16 protein-coding genes are annotated in these 18,320 nt (G+C 61.4%); all 16 read left to right on the top strand.

The features are described from left to right. Positions 1-2 precede the first annotated feature (2 nt). Positions 3-1,244: an adenosylhomocysteinase gene (locus GX181_04445; protein NLM71200.1), complete on the top strand. Its 1,242-nt coding sequence runs from the start codon at positions 3-5 to the stop codon at positions 1,242-1,244. Positions 1,245-1,246: 2 nt separating this feature from the next. Further along, the gene (locus GX181_04440; GenBank protein ID NLM71199.1) at positions 1,247-2,524 is read left to right on the top strand and encodes an amidohydrolase; all 1,278 of its coding nucleotides are present in this window, start codon (positions 1,247-1,249) and stop codon (positions 2,522-2,524) included. A gap of 43 nt (positions 2,525-2,567) precedes the next feature. After that, a complete protein-coding gene (alaS, locus tag GX181_04435) occupies positions 2,568-5,255 on the top strand; it encodes an alanine--tRNA ligase (protein NLM71198.1) in 2,688 nt (895 codons plus the stop codon). Next, on the top strand, positions 5,252-5,671 hold the full coding sequence (gene ruvX / locus GX181_04430; GenBank protein NLM71197.1) for a Holliday junction resolvase RuvX: 420 nt from the start codon (positions 5,252-5,254) through the stop codon (positions 5,669-5,671). Before alaS ends, ruvX begins: the two co-directional genes overlap by 4 nt. Positions 5,672-5,724: 53 nt before the next feature. Continuing rightward, entirely contained in the window at positions 5,725-8,289 is a 2,565-nt protein-coding gene (gene mutS, locus GX181_04425; GenBank protein NLM71196.1) for a DNA mismatch repair protein MutS, read from the top strand. Then, entirely contained in the window at positions 8,286-10,040 is a 1,755-nt protein-coding gene (locus tag GX181_04420) for a hypothetical protein (protein NLM71195.1), read from the top strand. Before mutS ends, GX181_04420 begins: the two co-directional genes overlap by 4 nt. Beyond that, positions 9,962-10,990 (top strand): tRNA (adenosine(37)-N6)-dimethylallyltransferase MiaA, encoded by a 1,029-nt coding sequence (miaA, locus tag GX181_04415; GenBank protein NLM71194.1) that lies wholly within the window; start codon positions 9,962-9,964, stop codon positions 10,988-10,990. The genes GX181_04420 and miaA overlap by 79 nt, the downstream gene beginning before the upstream one ends. A 16-nt stretch (positions 10,991-11,006) precedes the next feature. Further along, positions 11,007-11,900 (top strand): 4-hydroxy-3-methylbut-2-enyl diphosphate reductase, encoded by an 894-nt coding sequence (gene ispH / locus GX181_04410; GenBank protein ID NLM71193.1) that lies wholly within the window; start codon positions 11,007-11,009, stop codon positions 11,898-11,900. After that, positions 11,897-13,462 carry a S1 RNA-binding domain-containing protein gene (locus GX181_04405; protein NLM71192.1) on the top strand — a complete coding sequence of 522 codons (1,566 nt, stop codon included), beginning with the start codon at positions 11,897-11,899 and terminating at the stop codon, positions 13,460-13,462. The genes ispH and GX181_04405 overlap by 4 nt, the downstream gene beginning before the upstream one ends. A gap of 67 nt (positions 13,463-13,529) precedes the next feature. Then, positions 13,530-14,039 (top strand): peptide deformylase, encoded by a 510-nt coding sequence (def, locus tag GX181_04400; protein ID NLM71191.1) that lies wholly within the window; start codon positions 13,530-13,532, stop codon positions 14,037-14,039. Positions 14,040-14,065: 26 nt separating this feature from the next. Then, a complete protein-coding gene (gene fmt / locus GX181_04395) occupies positions 14,066-14,983 on the top strand; it encodes a methionyl-tRNA formyltransferase (protein ID NLM71190.1) in 918 nt (305 codons plus the stop codon). A gap of 32 nt (positions 14,984-15,015) precedes the next feature. Continuing rightward, positions 15,016-15,771 (top strand): hypothetical protein, encoded by a 756-nt coding sequence (locus GX181_04390; protein ID NLM71189.1) that lies wholly within the window; start codon positions 15,016-15,018, stop codon positions 15,769-15,771. 37 nt (positions 15,772-15,808) lie between these two features. Next, positions 15,809-16,027, top strand: coding sequence for a 4Fe-4S binding protein (locus GX181_04385; protein ID NLM71188.1), 219 nt, complete (start codon positions 15,809-15,811; stop codon positions 16,025-16,027). A gap of 26 nt (positions 16,028-16,053) precedes the next feature. Next, complete coding sequence (gene vorB / locus GX181_04380; GenBank protein NLM71187.1) at positions 16,054-17,115, top strand: 3-methyl-2-oxobutanoate dehydrogenase subunit VorB; 1,062 nt, start codon at positions 16,054-16,056, stop codon at positions 17,113-17,115. Positions 17,116-17,130: 15 nt separating this feature from the next. Beyond that, entirely contained in the window at positions 17,131-17,877 is a 747-nt protein-coding gene (locus GX181_04375; GenBank protein ID NLM71186.1) for a 2-oxoglutarate oxidoreductase, read from the top strand. 11 nt (positions 17,878-17,888) lie between these two features. Beyond that, positions 17,889-18,320 (top strand): 2-oxoacid:ferredoxin oxidoreductase subunit gamma (locus GX181_04370; protein ID NLM71185.1); only part of this gene is annotated, 432 nt, incomplete at its 3' end.

The following is an 18,320-nucleotide window of genomic DNA, read 5'->3' as shown; positions in this document are numbered from 1 at the left end:
CTATGGATTATAATATCTCGGACATAGCCCTCGCCCCGGCGGGCGAGAGGAAGATCGACTGGGCGAGGCGATATATGCCGGTGCTCGACGGCCTGAAGCGAAAGTACGAGGACGAGCGCCCCCTGGAGGGGCTGACCATCTCCGCCTGCCTGCACCTGGAGGCCAAGACGGCATGCCTGCTCATCCTGATGAAGGAGCTGGGAGCGAGGGTCGTCGCGGCGGGCAGCAACCCGCTGTCCACGCAGGACGACGTCTGCGCCGGGCTGGTGAAGAACGGGGTCTCCGTCTTCAGCAGGAACGGCATGACCACGGAGGAGTACTTCGCCAACGCGAGAGCCGCCCTTGCGGTCGGGCCGGACGTGGTGGTGGACGACGGCGCGGATCTCTGCGCCCTGCTGCACACCGAGATGAAGGATCTTCTGCCCAAGGTACGGGGCGCATGCGAGGAGACCACCTCCGGCATCAAGCGCCTGAGGTCGATGGCGGAGCAGGGAGTGCTTGCCTTCCCCGTGATCTCGGTCAACGACGCTCACAGCAAGTACCTGTTCGACAACCGCTACGGCACGGGCCAGTCGGTGATGGACGGGCTGATGAGGACGACCAACATGCTGGTCGCGGGCAAGACTGTGGTGATAGCGGGCTACGGCTGGTGCGGCCGGGGGGTGGCTATGAGGGCCTCGGCGATGGGCGCAAGGGTGATAGTGACGGAGATGGATCCGCACAGGGCGTTCGAGGCCCTGATGGACGGCTACGAGGTGACAGGGATGGCGGACGCCGCCCCTCGGGGGGATATCTTCCTGACCCTGACCGGCAACACGAGGGTCATTCGAAAGGAGCACTTCGAGGCGATGAAGGACGGCACCCTGCTCGGGAACGCGGGTCACTTCGACGTCGAGATCTGCAAGAAAGACCTGGCGAACCTGGCGACATCCGTTGAGAGGCCTCGCCCCGGAATCGAGTCCTACGTGATGAGCGACGGGCGGAGGCTGCACCTGCTAGGCGAGGGGCGTCTTGTGAACCTTGCCTGCGCCGACGGTCACCCGATAGAGATAATGGACCTGAGCTTCGCCCTGCAGCTGGAGTCGACCATATACATGTCGCGAAACAGGATGAACCCAGGGATCCACGACGTGCCTCGTGAGATCGACAGGAGCGTGGTGAAGATGAAGCTGGACTCCCTCGGGATCAAGCTCGACAGCATGACCGACGAGCAGGAGGAGTACATGAGGAGCTGGGAGGAGTAGAGATGGCGACTCTTTTCAAGGACGTTCTTATCCTCGACGGCGAGATGGAGCGGGGCAAACTCTGCTCCGCGAGGGTCGACGAGGGTCGCCTGTCGGCCATCGGAGACGGGCTGGAGGCCGGACCGGGCGACGAACTGATCGACTGCGGGGGGCGCAAGGCGCTGATCCCGGGCTTCGTGAACGCGCACACCCACGCGGCTATGTGCCTGCTTCGGGGCGTCGGCGAGGAGTCGCCTCTGAAGGAGTGGCTGGAGGAGAAGATCTGGCCCGCCGAGGCGAAGCTGACCAGGGATCACATCCTGTGGGGGACGAAGGCCGCTCTTCTTGAGATGGCGGCGAACGGGGTCACCGCCTTCGCTGACATGTACTTCGAGATGGACGCCGTCGTAGAGGCCTCGCTGGAGGCGGGGATGCGCTGCGCGGCCTGCAGGGGCATGGTGGGCGACGACGAGGAGAAACTGAGGGAGAGCTTGCAGCTCGCCGAGACCTGGAAGGACCACAGGGATATGGTGACTGTTCAGCTGGGGCCGCACGCCCCCTACACCGTGCCCTTGCCGATGGTCCGAAGGATATGCGAGGCGGCGGCGGAGCGCTCCCTCGGCGTACACTTTCACTTCCTGGAGGCCGAGTGGGAGCTGGCCTACTTCAGGGACGAGCTGAAGACGACGGTGGAGGAGTACATCGAGTCGAGCGGGCTCCTGGAGGTTCCCTTCGCCATCCTGGCCCACTGTGTTTGGCTGGACCCGGAGGTATTGGACAGGGTGGACTTCTCCCACATGACGGTGGCCCACAACCCGAACAGCAACCTGAAGCTCGGCAGCGGGGTGATGGATCTCTCCGGGCTTGCGGCCAGGACGAGGAAGATAGCCCTCGGCACGGACGGGGCGGCGAGCAACAACCGCCTGGACGTGTGGGGGGAGATGCGCTGCGCGGCTCTGCTTCACAAGGGAATACAGAAGGACCCGACCGCCCTCTCGGCGCGGGATTCTCTGCGGATGGCGACACTAGAGGGCGCGGCGGGGCTGGGCTTCGATAAGTGCGGGCTGATACGCGAGGGTTGGGCGGCCGACCTGGCGCTTGTGGACCTGGACAGGCCTCACTACGTGGGGATCGACGAGGAGAATGCGGCTCTGTACATAGTGTACGCCGGCTCGTCAGCGGATGTGTGCGGAACCATGGTCGCCGGCAGGTGGGTCTACCGTGACGGGGAGTTCCCGACGATGGACCGGGCGGAGATCATGGCAAAGGCTGAAAGGGCGAGGGCGGACCTGCTGTCGTAGGGGCCGCCGAGGAAAGAGTTTTTATCACGGGAGGCGCAGAGAAATGCAGTGGAGATCGGGCAGGGATATTCGTTCTTTGTTTATTGACTTCTGGGTTTCGAAAGGCAGCAGGCATGTCCCGAGCTTCTCGCTGATCCCCGACGATCCTTCGCTGCTCTTCACAATCGCCGGGATGGTCCCGTTCAAACCCTACTTCCTGGGGATACGGAAGCCGGAGACACCGAGGGCGGTGACGTCGCAGAAGTGCGTCAGGACGAACGACATAGAGAACGTCGGGCGCACGGCGCGGCATCACACCTTCTTCGAGATGCTCGGCAACTTCGCATGGGGGGACTACTTCAAGCGCGAGGCCATAACATGGGCGTGGGAGTTTCTGACGGAGCATATAGGGCTTGAGCCGGATAGAATGTACGCGACCATCTACCTGGAGGACGAGGAGGCGTTCGACGTTTGGCACAGGGAGGTCGGGCTTCCCGAGGATCGGATCTCCCGCTTCGACAAGGACGAGAACTTCTGGTTCATGGGAAGCCAGGGCCCGTGCGGGCCTTGCTCGGAGATCATGTACGACCAGGGGCCCGAGTACTCGTGCGGAAGGCCCGAGTGCGCCGTCGGGTGCGACTGCGACAGGTACCTGGAGATTTGGAACCTGGTCTTCACCCAGTTCGACCTGCAGAAGGACGGAACTCTCGTCCCCCTGCCGAAGAAGAACATCGACACGGGGATGGGGCTTGAGCGGCTGGCCTCCGTGGTCCAGAGGGTGCGAACGGACTTCGAGACCGACCTCTTCCGGCCTCTGTTGGACAGGGCCTGTTCCCTCGGAGGGATAACATACGGCGACGACCAGGGGCATGACCTGGCGGCAAGGGTCATAGCGGACCACGTGCGCTCGGTGATCTTCATGATAGCCGACGGCATCCTGCCGTCCAACGACGGACGAGGCTACGTCCTGAGGCGGCTTCTGCGGCGGGCTGCACGTTTCGGACGGCTGCTCGGTGTGGATCGTCCATTCCTGCTGGACTTCGTGCCGGACGTCATAGAGCTGATGGGCGACCCTTACAGGGAGATAATCGACAACCGCCTGATGGTCGAGCAGATCATCAGCGTGGAGGAGAAGCGCTTCGGACACACTCTTCAGCAGGGAACGGAGCTGCTAGAGTCGGAGATGTCACGCCTTCGCTCATCCGGCGAAAAGGTGCTGTCGGGCGCGGTGGCCTTCGAGCTGTACGATACCTACGGCTTCCCCCCGGAGCTGACGGACGAGATGGTTCAGGAGAACGGTTTCACGATGAACCGGGAGGAGTTCGACAGGGAGATGCAGGCTCAGCGCGAGCGGGCGAGGGCGTCGAGCAAGCAGAAGATGAGCGAGATGACAGGCGACGTGTACACGGAGCTGAACGAGACGCTGGGCGATACGGAGTTCATCGGCTACTCGGACTGCTCGGCCATGTCCACAGTGGAGGCGCTGATCTCCGCCGGCGGCCGGGTGGAATCGGTCGACGCGGGGGAGGAGGCGGAGGTGGTGCTGGACCGCACTCCCTTCTACGCTGAGAGGGGCGGCCAGGTCGGGGATACCGGGATGCTCGGCGGCGAAGGCCTCAAGGTGGAGGTGCTGAACACGGTGATGCGCGACAAGGGGCTGACTGTCCACTCGGTCAAGGTCGTCGAGGGGAGACTCAGAGTCGGGGACACGGTTCACGCCTGCGTCGACGCCGAGCGACTGCGCGCGATAAGGCGCAACCACACCGCGACCCACCTTCTGCACGAATCGTTGGCGCGGGTGCTGGGCGGGCACGTGCGCCAGTCGGGCTCACTGGTGGGCGAGAAGGTGCTCCGCTTCGACTTCACCCACTTCGAGCCGATGACCCGCGACCAGATAGACTTGGTGGAGAGGAAGGTCAACGCCCGCATACTCTCCAACGAGGCGCTGGAGGTCATAGAGACCGACATGGAGCACGCCAGGGAGGAGGGGGCCAAGGCCCTCTTCGAGGAGAAGTACGACGACGTGGTTCGCGTCGTGCGGATCTCGGACTTCTCGTCCGAGCTTTGCGGCGGGCTGCACGTCGATTCCACGGGCGAGATCGGACTCTTCAAGATACTTAAGGAGGAGAGCATCGGCTCCGGGACTCGCCGGATCGTGGCAGTGACGGGGATGGAGGCTCTGGCGGCGTTCCAGCGCTCCTGGAGGACACTGGCGGCATTGGCCGGGCTTCTGTCGTCGGACGAGGCCAACGTCCACGAGAAGGTGGAGAACCTCATGGGCGAGGTGAAGTCCCTGTCCCGCGCTATCGAGGAGATGAAGATAAGCAACCTCGGCTCCAGGCTGGAGAGCTCCCTGCGACGTGCGTCCGCCAGGGGAGTGAAGGTGATGTTCGCTCGCTTCGACGGGGTGGACGCGGAGGCGCTGCGCGAGATGGGCGACAGGCTGCTGAATAAGAGACCCGGGAAGGCGGAGGCGGGCGACGAGCCGCAGGGCGAGGGCAAGGTCGTGGTGTTGGCCTCCGTTGCCGACGGGAACGCCATCATCGTGGCGATGGCGGACAAGAAGGCTCTGGATAGGGGCATATCCGCCGGCAAGATAGTCAAGGAGGGCTCCGCCATCCTCGGAGGCGGAGGAGGGGGAAGGCCCGCCATGGCGCAGGGCGGGGGAAAGAACCTCGCCGCCCTGGAGGACTTCTTCAAGGCTCTGCCGGGAATGGTCGAAAGCCAGGCGGGCGGGAAGGCCGGCGAATGAGGAGACGGGCCCTGGCCCTGGATATAGGCACTGTCCGCATAGGGGTTGCCGTGAGCGATCCCCTGGGTATGTTCGCCCAGGGGATCGCCGTGTTGAATGCTACGGCCGGGTGGCTGGACGAGCTGGACGGTCTGATCGAGAAGTACGACCCGGAGGTGCTCCTGCTGGGGATTCCCATTCGGACGGGAGGGGAGAGGGGGCCGGAGGCGGCGCGGACGGAGGAGCTCGCTCTCTCTCTCGCCGAGCGCTACCCCTCGTTGAGGGTGGAGCTGCACGACGAGCGGTTCTCGACGGCGATCGCGACCAGAGCGCTGATCGAGGGTGACGTCTCCAGGAGGGACAGAAAGGGAAAGGTCGACAAGGTGGCGGCGGCGGTGATCCTGCAGAGCTGGCTTGACAGGGGGAGTCGGCAGTGAGCCTCCCGGGCGCGGCGCGGGCGGGGGGTTCGGCAAGGCCGGCCGACCTGAAGATGACGCCGATGCTGACCCAGTACTTCGAGTGGAAGGGCAGGTATCCTGACTGCATTCTGTTCTTCAGGATGGGCGATTTCTACGAGATGTTCTTCGACGACGCGGTGAAGGCATCGGCCATCCTGGACATCACCCTGACCGCGAGGGACGCGGAGAGGAACATCCCGATGGCGGGCGTGCCCTGGCACTCGGTCAACGGCTATCTGGCCAGACTCGTCGGGGCGGGTCACAAGGTCGCGATCTGCGAGCAGGTGACCGAGCCGGACGGCAAGGGTCTGGTCGACAGAAGGGTGGTGCGGGTGGTCACTCCGGGCACCTTCGTGCCGGAGGAGGCGGGCACGGGCGGGAGGCTCGCGGCCGTATGCAGGGCCGGGAAGGACCTGGCGGTAGCACTGCTGTCGGTCGAGACGGGGCGACTGGAGGCGGGGGTTTTTCCCGGGGGCGAGGCGGCGTCGATATTGGGCTCCTTCTCCCCCGGAGAGCTTCTGCACCCGCCCTCGCTGAAGCCGTCCGACTGGGCGCACCTGGTCGCCGACTGCCACCCGGTCCAGAGGGACGAAGAGTTCTTCAACCCTGTGCAGGGGACCAGGCGGCTGCTGCAGCTATGGGGAGCGTCAACCCTCGCCTCGTTCGGCCTAGAAGACGACTCGCCGGAGGCGGGGGCCGCGTCGGCGGTGCTCGAATACCTCCAGGAGACCCAGTTTACCGCCGCGAAATACGTCACGAGCGCTCGTCCACTTCTCTTCTCCAAGTACATGCACATCGACCTGCCGACCGCCAGGAACCTGGAGCTCCTGGACGGAGGGCAGGGCGAGCCGACTCTATTCCGGACCCTGAACCGGTGCCGCTCCCCGATGGGAAGGCGAACTCTTGCCGAGTGGCTGCTGAGGCCGCTGCTTGACATGGAGGAGCTGGGGCGCAGGCAGGACGCAGTCGGGTGGCTTGCATCGAACAGGGCGGAGCTGCACTCCCTGCGCGATCTTCTCGGAGGCTGCCGGGACGTCGAACGGGCATCGTCGCGGCTCAGCCTCGGCGCGGGGACCCCGAGGGACCTGGGCGCGATCCGGGACACCCTGTCTCTGCTGCCCTCGATACTCTCCCTGTGCGAGGGCTCTCCTCCCGGGCACTGGACCGACAGGGTCGCGGACTTCGCAGACCTGGGGGACGAGCTGAACTCGTCGCTCGAGGAGGACCTGCCCAGGAACAGGTCCCAGGGGGGGATCATACGAAGGGGCTACGACCGGGTGCTGGACGAATGGCGCGAGGTGGAGGCGAGCGCGTCGCAGACCATGAACGAATACGTGGAGCAGGTGCAGCAGACGACGGGCATACCCAGGATCAAGGCGGGCTACAACAGGGTCTTCGGGTACTACATGGAGGTGAGCAGGGCGGTTCTGAACTCCGGCGTCGAAGTGCCCGACTGGTTCATCCGAAAGCAGACCCTGGTCAACGCCGAGCGCTTCATAACGGAGGAGATGAAGGACCTCGAAGAGAGGATCGAGTCCGCCTCCTTAGAGATCTCGGAGCGGGAGGGCGATCTGTACGATACGCTGGTGGAGCGGGTCCTGTCGCGCGTGGAGGACATCCAATTTCTCGGCGTCTCTCTCTCGGCCCTCGACGTGCTGGCGTCATTCGCCGTGGTCGCCACGGAAAGAGGCTACGTAAGGCCCGAACTGAACGACGACTGCGACCTGGTGATTAAGAACGCCCGTCACCCGGTGGTGGAGGAGTGCTTGGGCGATCTTCCCTTCGTGCCGAACTCCATCTCTCTGCGAAGCGTTGGGAAGAGGGTCGCCCTGATAACCGGGCCGAATATGGCGGGAAAGTCGACCTATCTCAGGACAGCCGCTCTGCTGGCCGTAATGGCCCAGACAGGGAGCTTCGTGCCGGCCGAGCATGCTTCGATGGGGCTGTGCGACCGGATTTTCACCCGCATCGGGGCGAGGGACGACCTGGCCCGAGGGGCGAGCACCTTCATGGTGGAGATGGTGGAGACGGCGAACATACTCAACAACGTGACGGACAGGAGCCTCGTGATACTGGACGAAGTCGGTCGAGGCACGTCCACATACGACGGCATGAGCATAGCCTGGGCCGTGCTCGAGCACCTGTGCGACGGCTGCGGGCGAACGCCGAGGGTGATGTTCGCGACCCACTACCACGAGCTCACGTGCCTGGAGGAGCGATACCCCCAGCTGGAGAACCTGAACATGGCGGTCAAGGAGGACGAAGAGGGCATATTCTTTCTACACAAGGTGGAGAAGGGGAGCGCGGACCGATCCTACGGAATAGAGGTAGCCCGACTTGCCGGACTTCCAAGGGAGGTGCTCAAACGGGCGTTCGAGCTTCTCCAGCTCTTCGAGAAAGACGAGAGGTGCGTGGTCGCTCCGCCGGTCGAAAAAAAATCCGATCCAGAGGGGCCGAGGCAGCTCACCCTCTTTGCTCCGGAGAGCACGGGGATAATCGAGGAGATCGCTTCTCTGTCGCCGGACGAGCTCACGCCTTTCAGGGCGCTGGAGCTGCTGTACTCCCTCGTGGAAAAGTGCAAGGAGGCGTTGAATTGACCATTTCCCTTCTACCAGAGGACGTTTACTCCCGCATCGCGGCGGGAGAGGTGATAGAGCGACCCTCCTCCGTCGTCAAGGAGGCCGTCGAGAACGCCGTCGACGCAAACGCCTCCGCTATCTCCGTCTCCCTCGTCGAGGGGGGGAAGATTCGAATTGTGGTGGAGGACGACGGTCACGGCATCTCCTTCGACGACCTGCCCCTGGCCGCGGCAAGATATGCGACCAGCAAGATCGGCAGCGTGGAGGAGCTGGAGGCCCTGACCTCGCTCGGCTTCCGGGGGGAGGCGCTGGCCAGCATCGCCGCAGTGAGCCGCATGGAGATCAGGTCGCGCAGGAGGGAGGACGAGGAGGGAGGGCTGCTGCTCGTGGAGGGAGGGCGGACCCTTCGCCACGAGAAGACGCCCGCTCAGCCGGGGACGCGTCTGTCCGTTGAGGATCTTTTCTACACACTTCCAGCCCGCAGGAAGTTCATGAAATCCGCCGCGACCGAGGCCAGGCGGGTCCTGTCGCTCGTGCGCGACTTCGCCACCGCATATCCGTCAATCGCCTTCACCGGCAGGACGGATGGGAAGGGCGTCTTTTCCTCCCCGGGCGACGGTGACAGGGAGACGCTGTTCCGGCTCATATGGGGAGGGGGCGCGGCCGGCCGGGGCCCCTACGCCGGCGGAGACCTAAGGATGTGCGAGGCGTCGACGACCAACATGAGGCTGGAATGCTGGTGGATGCCCTTTCCCGGCAAGACCAGGAGCCTTGTCTCTGTCTTCGTGAACGGGCGGATAGTGAACGACTCTCTGGTAAGGGGCGCGGCCGGGTCTCTCACCCGTACCCTTACGGGCAACTGGGCCTTCTTTTTTTCCCTTCCCTCGGACCTGCTGGATGCAAACATACATCCGGCGAAGGCGGAGGTGCGATTCCGCTATCCGGGGGAGGTGTTCGACGCCGTGCAGCAGGTGGCTCTTATCCTGTCGGGGAGACCCGCCTCCATCCAGCCGGGAGGATCCCCTTCCTCATACGAGAGGTTCGGTCCGCGCGCTCCGTCCGGAGCTAGGACCGCCGGTTATCGGGGACAGCGGCCCTCGATGTCCAGGGAAGAGGACCTGTTCAACAGGGTTTCCACCGAGCCGTTCCCTGAATCTCCTGCTGTTTCGGGCCCGTGCTTTCCCGAGGATCGTCCCTCCGACGAGAGGGTCCGGTTTCTTGGCTCGACCAGAGGCGGCTACGCCGTATTCGAAGTGGACGACTCGCTCGTGCTGATGGACCCTCACGCCGCTCACGAGAGGATCGGCTACGAACGTGTGCGAGCAATGTCCGGGGACAAGCCGACGACTCAGATGTGCGGAGTTCCCATACCTCTGCCCCCGTCGTTCTCCTCGTCCGTCCGGGAGCACCTTGAGGCCCTCGAGGACATCGGCTTCTTGTTCGCCGAGGACGATGGACAGCTGCACCTGGCAGGTTATCCGACGATGCGAAGGGGGATGGAGGACGACCCGGTGCTGCTGCTGAGGTCCGTGCTCCTGGAGTGGACCGAGGACACTAGGATGCCACTGAAGGACGTCCTCTGGAGGCGGTTGGCCACCATCGCATGCGGGCTTTCGGTAAAGCTCGGCGACGAGCTCTCCCCGGCGGAGTGCCTTGCCCTCTGGCGAGAGCTGGAGGCGTGCGAGCAGCCATGGACCTGTCCGCACGGCCGGCCGACGGTGCTGACGATAGAGCGGAACAGGCTGGAATCTTTTTTCGGGAGGGAGTAGCAGTGAGCTCACGCATACCCGTTCTCGCGATTGTCGGTCCAACCGCCGTCGGCAAGACCTCGGCGAGCATAGCCCTGGCTGAACGAATCGGGGCGGAGGTGATATCAGTCGACTCGCGCCAGGTCTACAGGTACCTGGATGTCGGCACGGACAAGATTTCCCTCTCCGTGAGGAGAAGGGTGATACACCACATGATAGACGTTGTAGACCCGGACCAGGTGTTCTCCGCGGCGGATTTCACGACTGGTTGCTCGGACGCGATCGACAGGATTCTCGCTCGGGGGCGAGTTCCGCTTCTCGCGGGCGGCACTCCGTTCTTTTTCGAGGCGTTTTTCAAGGGGATGCTCTCAGCAGAGCTGCCGAAGAGCGAGGAGATCAGAAGAGAACTGGAGGAGTTCGCCCGTGAAAAGGGAGCGGACGCTCTGCATTCGCTGCTTCGCTCAGTCGACCCGACCAGCGCGGAGAGGCTTCACGTCAACGATGTCAGGCGGGTCGTACGGGCGCTCGAGATACACAGGTTGACGGGGGAGAGGGTAGAGGATGCGTGGGAGAAAAGGGTGGCTCTGGGCGAACCGCACAGGTACGACGTTCTCTACCTTGGCATAGTAAAGGAACGGCGTCTTCTGTTCGAAAGAATAGATGAGAGGGTTCGAGAACAGTTTTCATCGGGCTTCGTGGAGGAGGTCGCCTGGCTCCTAGAGAACGGGTACGACGAGAGGTTTCCTTCCATGCAGGGCTTCGGCTACAAGGATATAATCGAACACCTGCGGGGAGAGTGTTCCCTGGAGGAGGCGGCGGAGAGCGACGCGAGGCAGACAAAAGCTTTTTCACGAAGGCAGATGACTTGGTTTAGGAAGTTTTCCCCGATAATATGGTATGATACGGATGATTGCACGGAGGATGAATTGATCATCTCTATGGAAAGGGAGGCGCTGCGCCACCTTGGCTGACGAATCACCACCGAGGGTGCTTGAAAGGGAGATCGAGGTCGTGTCTCCGACCGGGTTCTGCTTCGGCGTGAAGAGGGCGATCGAGAGCCTGGAAAAGCGCGTTGAAGAGTGCGTTGAAACGGCTGACGGGGTCAAGGTATACTCTTTGGGGATGCCGATTCACAACCCTCAGGAGGTTCAGCGCCTCACGAGGAAGGGCCTGAAAGTAGTCGACCGGATAGAGGACATACCGCCCGGTTCATACGTGTTCGTCCGCGCACACGGAGCGCCGCCGTCGCTTAAAGAGAATCTAGTCGCCAGGTGCGGTGCCGCGAATGTCACGGACGCCACATGTCCTTTTGTCAAAAATGCCCAGGACAAGGCGGCTTTCCTCTCGGGGGAAGGCTACGAAGTACTCGTTCTGGGCGACCCGGGACACCCGGAGGTTCAGGCGATCGTCGGGTGCGCTGGGTGCGAAGTCATGGTCGCATCCTCGCTTGACGAGGTCGAGGCCCTGAACGCAAGGGACAAGCTGGGAGTGATATGCCAGACTACCCAGAAAGTGGAGTTTTTGGCCGCCGCTACGGCTATACTGGTGCCTCGGACTCGCGAACTAAGGGTGTTCAACACGATATGCGGCGCGACGACCCAGAGGCAGGAGGCGGTCAGGGATATAACGTCCAGGATCGACGGCCTTATCGTCGTTGGTGGAAGAAACAGCGCGAACACCACCAAGCTGGTGGAGATTGCCAGAGGCAACCAGTGCGACGTGCTCTGGATAGAGCATGCAGGCGAGCTTTCGACGGAGTGGCTCGCCGATAAAACAAGATTGGGAATAGCAGCCGGCGCCAGCACACCGGACTGGCTGATAGAAGAAGTAAAACACGCCATTGAGACTTCGCAGGAGCCAAGGGGGATGGAAGGGTTATGATGGAAGAAATTATTAATGAGGAGCTCCACGCAACGGACGTCGAGACCTCGGAGGAGTACGGTAACAGCGCAGAGGTGGTCGAACCTCAGGAGACTATGGAGAGCATCCTGGAGCAGTACGGCGAGGTTGAGGAGATCCATAGGGGAAAAGTAGTCGCCGGTACGGTGGTGAACGAGGTCGACGGAGGCTGGCTTGTCGACGTGGGCTACAAGTGCGAGGGCTTTTTGCCCACCAAGGAGTGGTCGCATAGGGTCCTGGTGGAAGCCGACGACGAGCCGAAGGTCGAGGAAAAAATCCAGGTGCAGGTGGTAAGCATTCGCCACGGCGAAGAGGCACAGCTTCATGTCAGCCGTTGGAGATGCGAGTTCGACCGACGCTGGAATGAACTCGAGGAAAAACTGGCCCAAAGCGAAGTCATGACGGTGAAAGGCATCCGTAAGGTCAAGGGCGGGCTCATGGTCGACTGCTGCGGACTGGAGGGGTTCGTCCCCATTTCTCACCTGGCCGAGGAGGGCAGGGGAGTAAATCCCGGCAAGTTCGTCGACGAGGAGTTCGACGTAAAGCTCCTTGAAAAGGACAAGAGGAAGCACCGCTTGGTCTTTTCAAGACGGCTCATCGTCGAGGAGACGCTGGCCGCCGAGCGGGAGACCTTTTACTCGAACGTCGAGGAAGGATCGATCATCGACGGGGAGGTAAGCAGCATCACCTCCTTCGGAGTGTTCGTGAACGTGGGCCCGATCGACGGCCTGGTCCACATGAGCGAGCTGTCGTGGAAGAGAAATATAAAGCCCAAGGAGATGTTCAAGAAGGGCGATCCGGTCAGTGTCAAGGTTATCGGGATCGACCGAGAGAACAACCGAGTCTCCCTGAGCATAAAGCAGACACAGGAGGATCCGTGGACGACCGCGTCCTCGAGGTGGTCCAGGAACGACAGGACGAAGGGGCTCGTGACAAACGTCACCGAGTTCGGGGCCTTTGTCGAGGTGGAGCCGGGAATTGAAGGACTGATCCACATAGGAGACCTCAGCTGGACGAGGATCAAGCACCCGAGGGACGTCCTTCGAAAGGGACAGGACGTGGAGGTGCTGGTGCTCGACGTCGACATGGAGAAGAAGCGCATGAGCCTCGGATACAAGCAGCTCAACGACCCGTGGGACGGCATAGCCGACAGGTACTCGAAGGGGCAGGATCTCACGGTGAAGGTCGTTCGGCTGGCGGAGTTCGGCGCATTCGTGGAGATAGAGGAGGGAGTGGAGGGCCTGATCCATATCTCTCAGCTGAGCACGAAGAGGGTCGACAAGCCCGGAGACGTCCTCACGGAGGGGCAGGAGGTGCTCGCCCGGGTCACCGAGATAAATCCGCCGGAGCGCAGGATGAGGCTGAGTATCAGCGCCCTCGAGGAGTCCTCCCATGACTCTCCGAGGCACCGCGACGAGGACCGCCGCGGCAGGGCGAGGCACGAAAGGGACGATCACGATAGACTGCCTCAGAGGAACATCGCTAACGATGGCGAGGCCAATGTGACGATCGGAGACTTTTTAAGAGGCTCCATGCAGGACTAACAGGCGAGGGGTCGTCCGGAAGGACGACCCTTTTTTTCAATATTCATAAGAAAGAGCGGCGAGGTATATGGAATCACTTAGACTCAGGGTCTTTCCCGATCCTGTGTTGCGTGAGGAAACAGATGAAGTGGATGTTTTCGACAAGGACCTTGCGGATCTGGTCGCAGAGATGGTCGGCCTGATGCGTATCCACGACGGAGTCGGACTGGCCGCGCCGCAGGCGGGGGTTTCCAAGCGAGTCGCGGTGGTGATGTACGAGGAGAAGCTTCATGTCCTTGTAAATCCCGTTCTGCTTTCCTCCGAGGGAGAGCATGAGGCCGAGGAGGGCTGTCTTAGCTTTCCGGGAATTTTCGGGACGGTGAAGCGCCCATCCAGGATAACCATACGTCACAAGGATCTTGCAGGAGTCGAGCATGAGACAACCGTCAAGAATTTTTTGGCAAGGGCCTTCCTTCACGAGATGGACCACCTGGAGGGAAGGCTTTTGATCGATCACTTCTCCCCGATGAAGCGGACGATGGCAAAAAAGAAGCTTATGAAGGACAGGCGAGCTGAAAAGGCGGAGAATGCCATATGATGCCGGATACAGGGGGGAAGCCCCGGTTGTGGTTCTTCGGAACCGGCGCCTTCGCCGCGGATTGCCTGCGTCATATTGTAAAACACGTTGATTTCGATCTCATCGTCACAAATCCACCCTCGCGCGCAGGGAGAGGCCTTAAAAGAATTCCTTCTCCCGTGGAAAAAACCTGCGACGATCTGAGGTTAAGCGTGCTTCACTCCTCGAATGTCTCCGAGGAGTCAATTCTGTCTACAAAACTCTCCGAATGCCCTCCTGGTGCGATTTTGGTAGTCGATTTCGGACAAAAGATCAGGGAACCCTTCTTATCGACGCCCGCCTGGGGGTGTCTCAACATACACCCGTCCCTGTTGCCCGAGTACAGGGGCGCCGCTCCGGTGCAGCGCGCCCTCCTCAACGGAGAGAAAGTCTCGGGCGTGTCTCTGTTCAGGCTTGTGGACAAGATGGACGCGGGGCCTATCCTGCTCCGGGAGAAGATGGAATTGGGCGAAACCGCCTCCGCCGGAGAAATATTGGAGATTCTTGCAGAAAAAGGTAGCAAACTTTTCATAGAGGGTGTAGAATGTCTTTGCGATGAGAGTTGTGTGTTTAGAGAGCAAGATTCTGAAATAGCCTCTTATGCGCCTAAGATTGAAAAACAGGAGGCTGAATGTCGTTGGACGGACCCGTCAAGGGACTTCGTTAACAGGGTCCGCGCCATGAACCCCTCGCCCGGTGCATACGCAATGATCGAGGGCAAGCGCTTGAAAATATGGGAAGCCGTTCTTCATCAGTATTCCGGACGCCCGGGAGAGATAGTGGGCTTTTTAGACGGATGTCCGATTGTGGCCGCTTCAAATGGCTCGGTGGTTCTTCTAGTCGTCCAGCCAGAAGGGAAAAGACGAATGGAAGCCGCCGAATGGGCCAGGGGAAGCCGCCTGAAGAAGGGGGATATTCTTCATTGAAGGACTCGGAGCGTGAGATTTACAAGCAGTTGATGTCATCCTTTCAGTCGTTCGCCTCTACATTGGAAAAATGGCCCAAGGCGGTCGCTGTGACCGGGGCGTTGGGCTCCGGAAAAACCGAGTGGGTTCTGAACCTTGCCCTGGGGTTCGAGGCCCTGGGTGAGAGAGTCACAATCGCCGACCTTGATATAATCAATCCCTATTTCTGCATCCGCCAGGTAACCGAGGCGCTGGGCGCCAAGGGTTTCAAGATCATCATGCCTCCTGAAAATGCACGCTGGTCAGATATGACCGTGGTGTCACCGAAGATATCGAGCGCTCTCACAGCCGATATCGGCCGGTTGCTGCTGGACATCGGCGGAGATGCCGAGGGCGCCCTGGCGTTGAAGCAGTTCGAGCCGGACATCAAGAACGCGGGGTATCTTCTGATATTGGTCGTGAACGCATTCCGTCCACAGACCTCCACCGTGGACGGTGTTAAGACGATGCTGGATAAAATGGAGGACATATGCGGACTGAAGGTTGGGGCGCTGATAAGCAACTCTCACCTCATGGAGAGCACGTCGGCGGCGGACTGCGTCGATGGGCTGGAGAAAGTCATGGAAGCCGGAAAAGAACTCGGGCTTCCGGTGCTTTATGCCGGAGTTCCTCCGAGGCTTCTGGATGAAACGGCGTCGATCTGCGCTTCGCGCGGGCTGAACGTTCCATGTTGGCCCCTCTCCCGGTACATGGCGCTTCCCTGGGAGGAAGGGGCGATGTGGAGCAGGGCCCCCGTTGAAAGCGAGTGAGCATTCTACAATTCTTTGTGGAAGGGGTGCACTTGTAGTGGCAAAGAAGGGACGCATCGAGGTTTTTGAGCAATTCTGCAAGAGTTGCGGGCTTTGCGTGGCCGCCTGCCCTGTGAAGGTGCTGCGGATTTCCGAGAGGACTAACGCAAAGGGCTATCGCCCGGTGGAGCAGTTCAAGGACGGATGCATCGGGTGCGGGATGTGCGCCATGTCCTGTCCGGACGCGGCGATTGAAGTTTATGCCACGGAAGAGTAGTCCGTGCCGCAGGAGGTGAAGAAGATATGGGACGAGTTTTGATGAAGGGAACCGAGGCGATAGCGGAGGCCGCCATACAGGCCGGATGCAACTACTTCTTCGGTTATCCCATAACTCCGCAGAATGAGATTCCCGAGTACATGTCCGCGCATCTTCCGGAGGTGGGCGGGGTGTACGTCCAGGCGGAGAGCGAGGTCGCTTCGATCAACATGGTGATGGGCGGAGGATCGACCGGCTACAGGGTCATGACCTCATCGTCGAGCCCCGGCATCTCCCTCATGTCCGAGGGTATCTCTTATATCGCTGGCTGCGAGATACCGGCGGTGATAGTCAACGTCATGCGCGCGGGTCCGGGGCTTGGCGGAATTCTGCCGGCCCAGGCGGACTATCTTCAGTCGACAAAAGGTGGGGGGAACGGCGACTACAACATGATCGTCCTCGCACCGAGCACCCTGCAGGAGTGCGTGGACCTGACGCAGATGGCGTTCGACCTGGCCCAGAAGTACCGCAATCCGGTAATGGTCGCGGCCGACGGGTTCATGGGGCAGATGATGGAGGCGGTCGAGATAAAGCCGAGTCCGACAAAGGATCAGCCGGCCGACAGCTCCTGGGCCCTCGGCTTCATGGGTGAAAGAGGAGGGAAGCGCAGCCATCTGCACAGCCTGTTCCTCTCGCCGGAGTCGCTCGAGGAGCACAATATAAGGCTGCAGAAGAAGTTCTCCGAGATAAGGAAGAACGAGCAGCGCTGCGAGACATACATGCTCGAGGACGCGAAGATCGTCATCGCGGCCTACGGCACGACGGCCAGGATCTCCAGGTCGGCGGTCAACAACCTGAGGGCCGAGGGGATCAAGGTGGGCATGATCCGCCCGATCACGATATGGCCGTATCCGTACGAGACCTTCAAGCAGATCCCCGCCACCGTGGAGCATATACTTGTGGCCGAGATGAACGCCGGCCAGATGGTTGACGATGTAAAGATAGCGACTAACTGCAAGTATCCGGTCTCCTTCTACGGCCGCACGGGTGGATTCGCCCCCTCGGTCAAGGAGATCGAGGACGAATGCCGCCGGATTCTCGGCCTGTAAGGGGAGGGTATTTCGATGAGTGAAGTGAAAGTATACTCACGTCCCAAGAGTTGGATGCCGGATGTAAGCAGCCACTATTGCCCTGGTTGCGGGCATGGAATCGCCCATCGCCTGGTGTGCGAGACCCTGGACGAGCTGAGCATACAGGATGACGCCATCGGACTCGCGCCGGTGGGCTGCGCGGCCATGATATATGACTACATCGACACGGACTTCCTAGAGGCGCCCCACGGGCGCGCCCCTGCCGTAGCCACCGGCATAAAGACAGTTCGCCCGGACAAGGTCGTCTACACCTACCAGGGGGACGGCGACCTCGCATCCATAGGGATGGGGGAGATCGTGCACGCGGCCAACAGGGGACAGAATCTGACCGTCATATTCATAAACAACGCGATATACGGCATGACGGGCGGACAGATGGCACCGACCACCCTCGTTGGTCAGAGGGCCTCCACGTGTCCTCTGGGTCGGGACGTCAAGGTGAACGGATACCCGATCAGGATCAGCGAGATGCTGGCCGCCCTTCCGGCGCCGGGCTACATCGAGCGAGTGACCGTGGCTCAGCCGAAGTACATTATCAAGGCCAAGAAGGCCGTGAAGAAGGCCTTCCAGAACCAGATCGACGGCAAGGGCTTTTCGCTGGTGGAGATACTCTCCTCCTGCCCGACGAACTGGGGGATGCGCCCGGTAGAGGCCTTCGACTGGGTCGTCAACACGATGATGCCCTACTACCCGCTTGGTGTCTTCAAGGACTTCGACTAGGAGGGGATGAAATGTCATTTTTCAAGACGCTTCTGGCAGCGGGGTTCGGCGGACAGGGAGTAATGGTCCTCGGCCAGCTCGTAGCCTATACCGGGATCGAAGAGGGCAGGCACGTCACCTGGATACCCTCCTACGGGCCGGAGATGAGAGGCGGGACCGCCAACTGCGGTGTCGTCCTCTCCGACGACGAGATCGGCTCCCCGGTGGTCGACCAGGCCGACGTCCTGGTGGTCATGAACCAGCCGTCCCTGACCAAGTTCATCGAGCGGCTTAAGCCGGGCGGGGTGCTGGTGTTCAACAGCGACCTCGTGGAGTTCGACGGCTCGCGCGACGACATCAAGCTGGTAGGGCTTCCGGCCAGCGAGATAGCAAAAGAGCTGGGCAGCGACAGGATCACGAACATCGTCATTCTTGGAGCGGTGGTCGAGTCCAGCGGCATAGTG

The organism is Synergistaceae bacterium (assembly GCA_012521675.1).
Lineage (GTDB): Bacteria > Synergistota > Synergistia > Synergistales > Aminobacteriaceae > JAAYLU01.
This window is presented reverse-complemented; position numbering and strand designations above follow the sequence as displayed.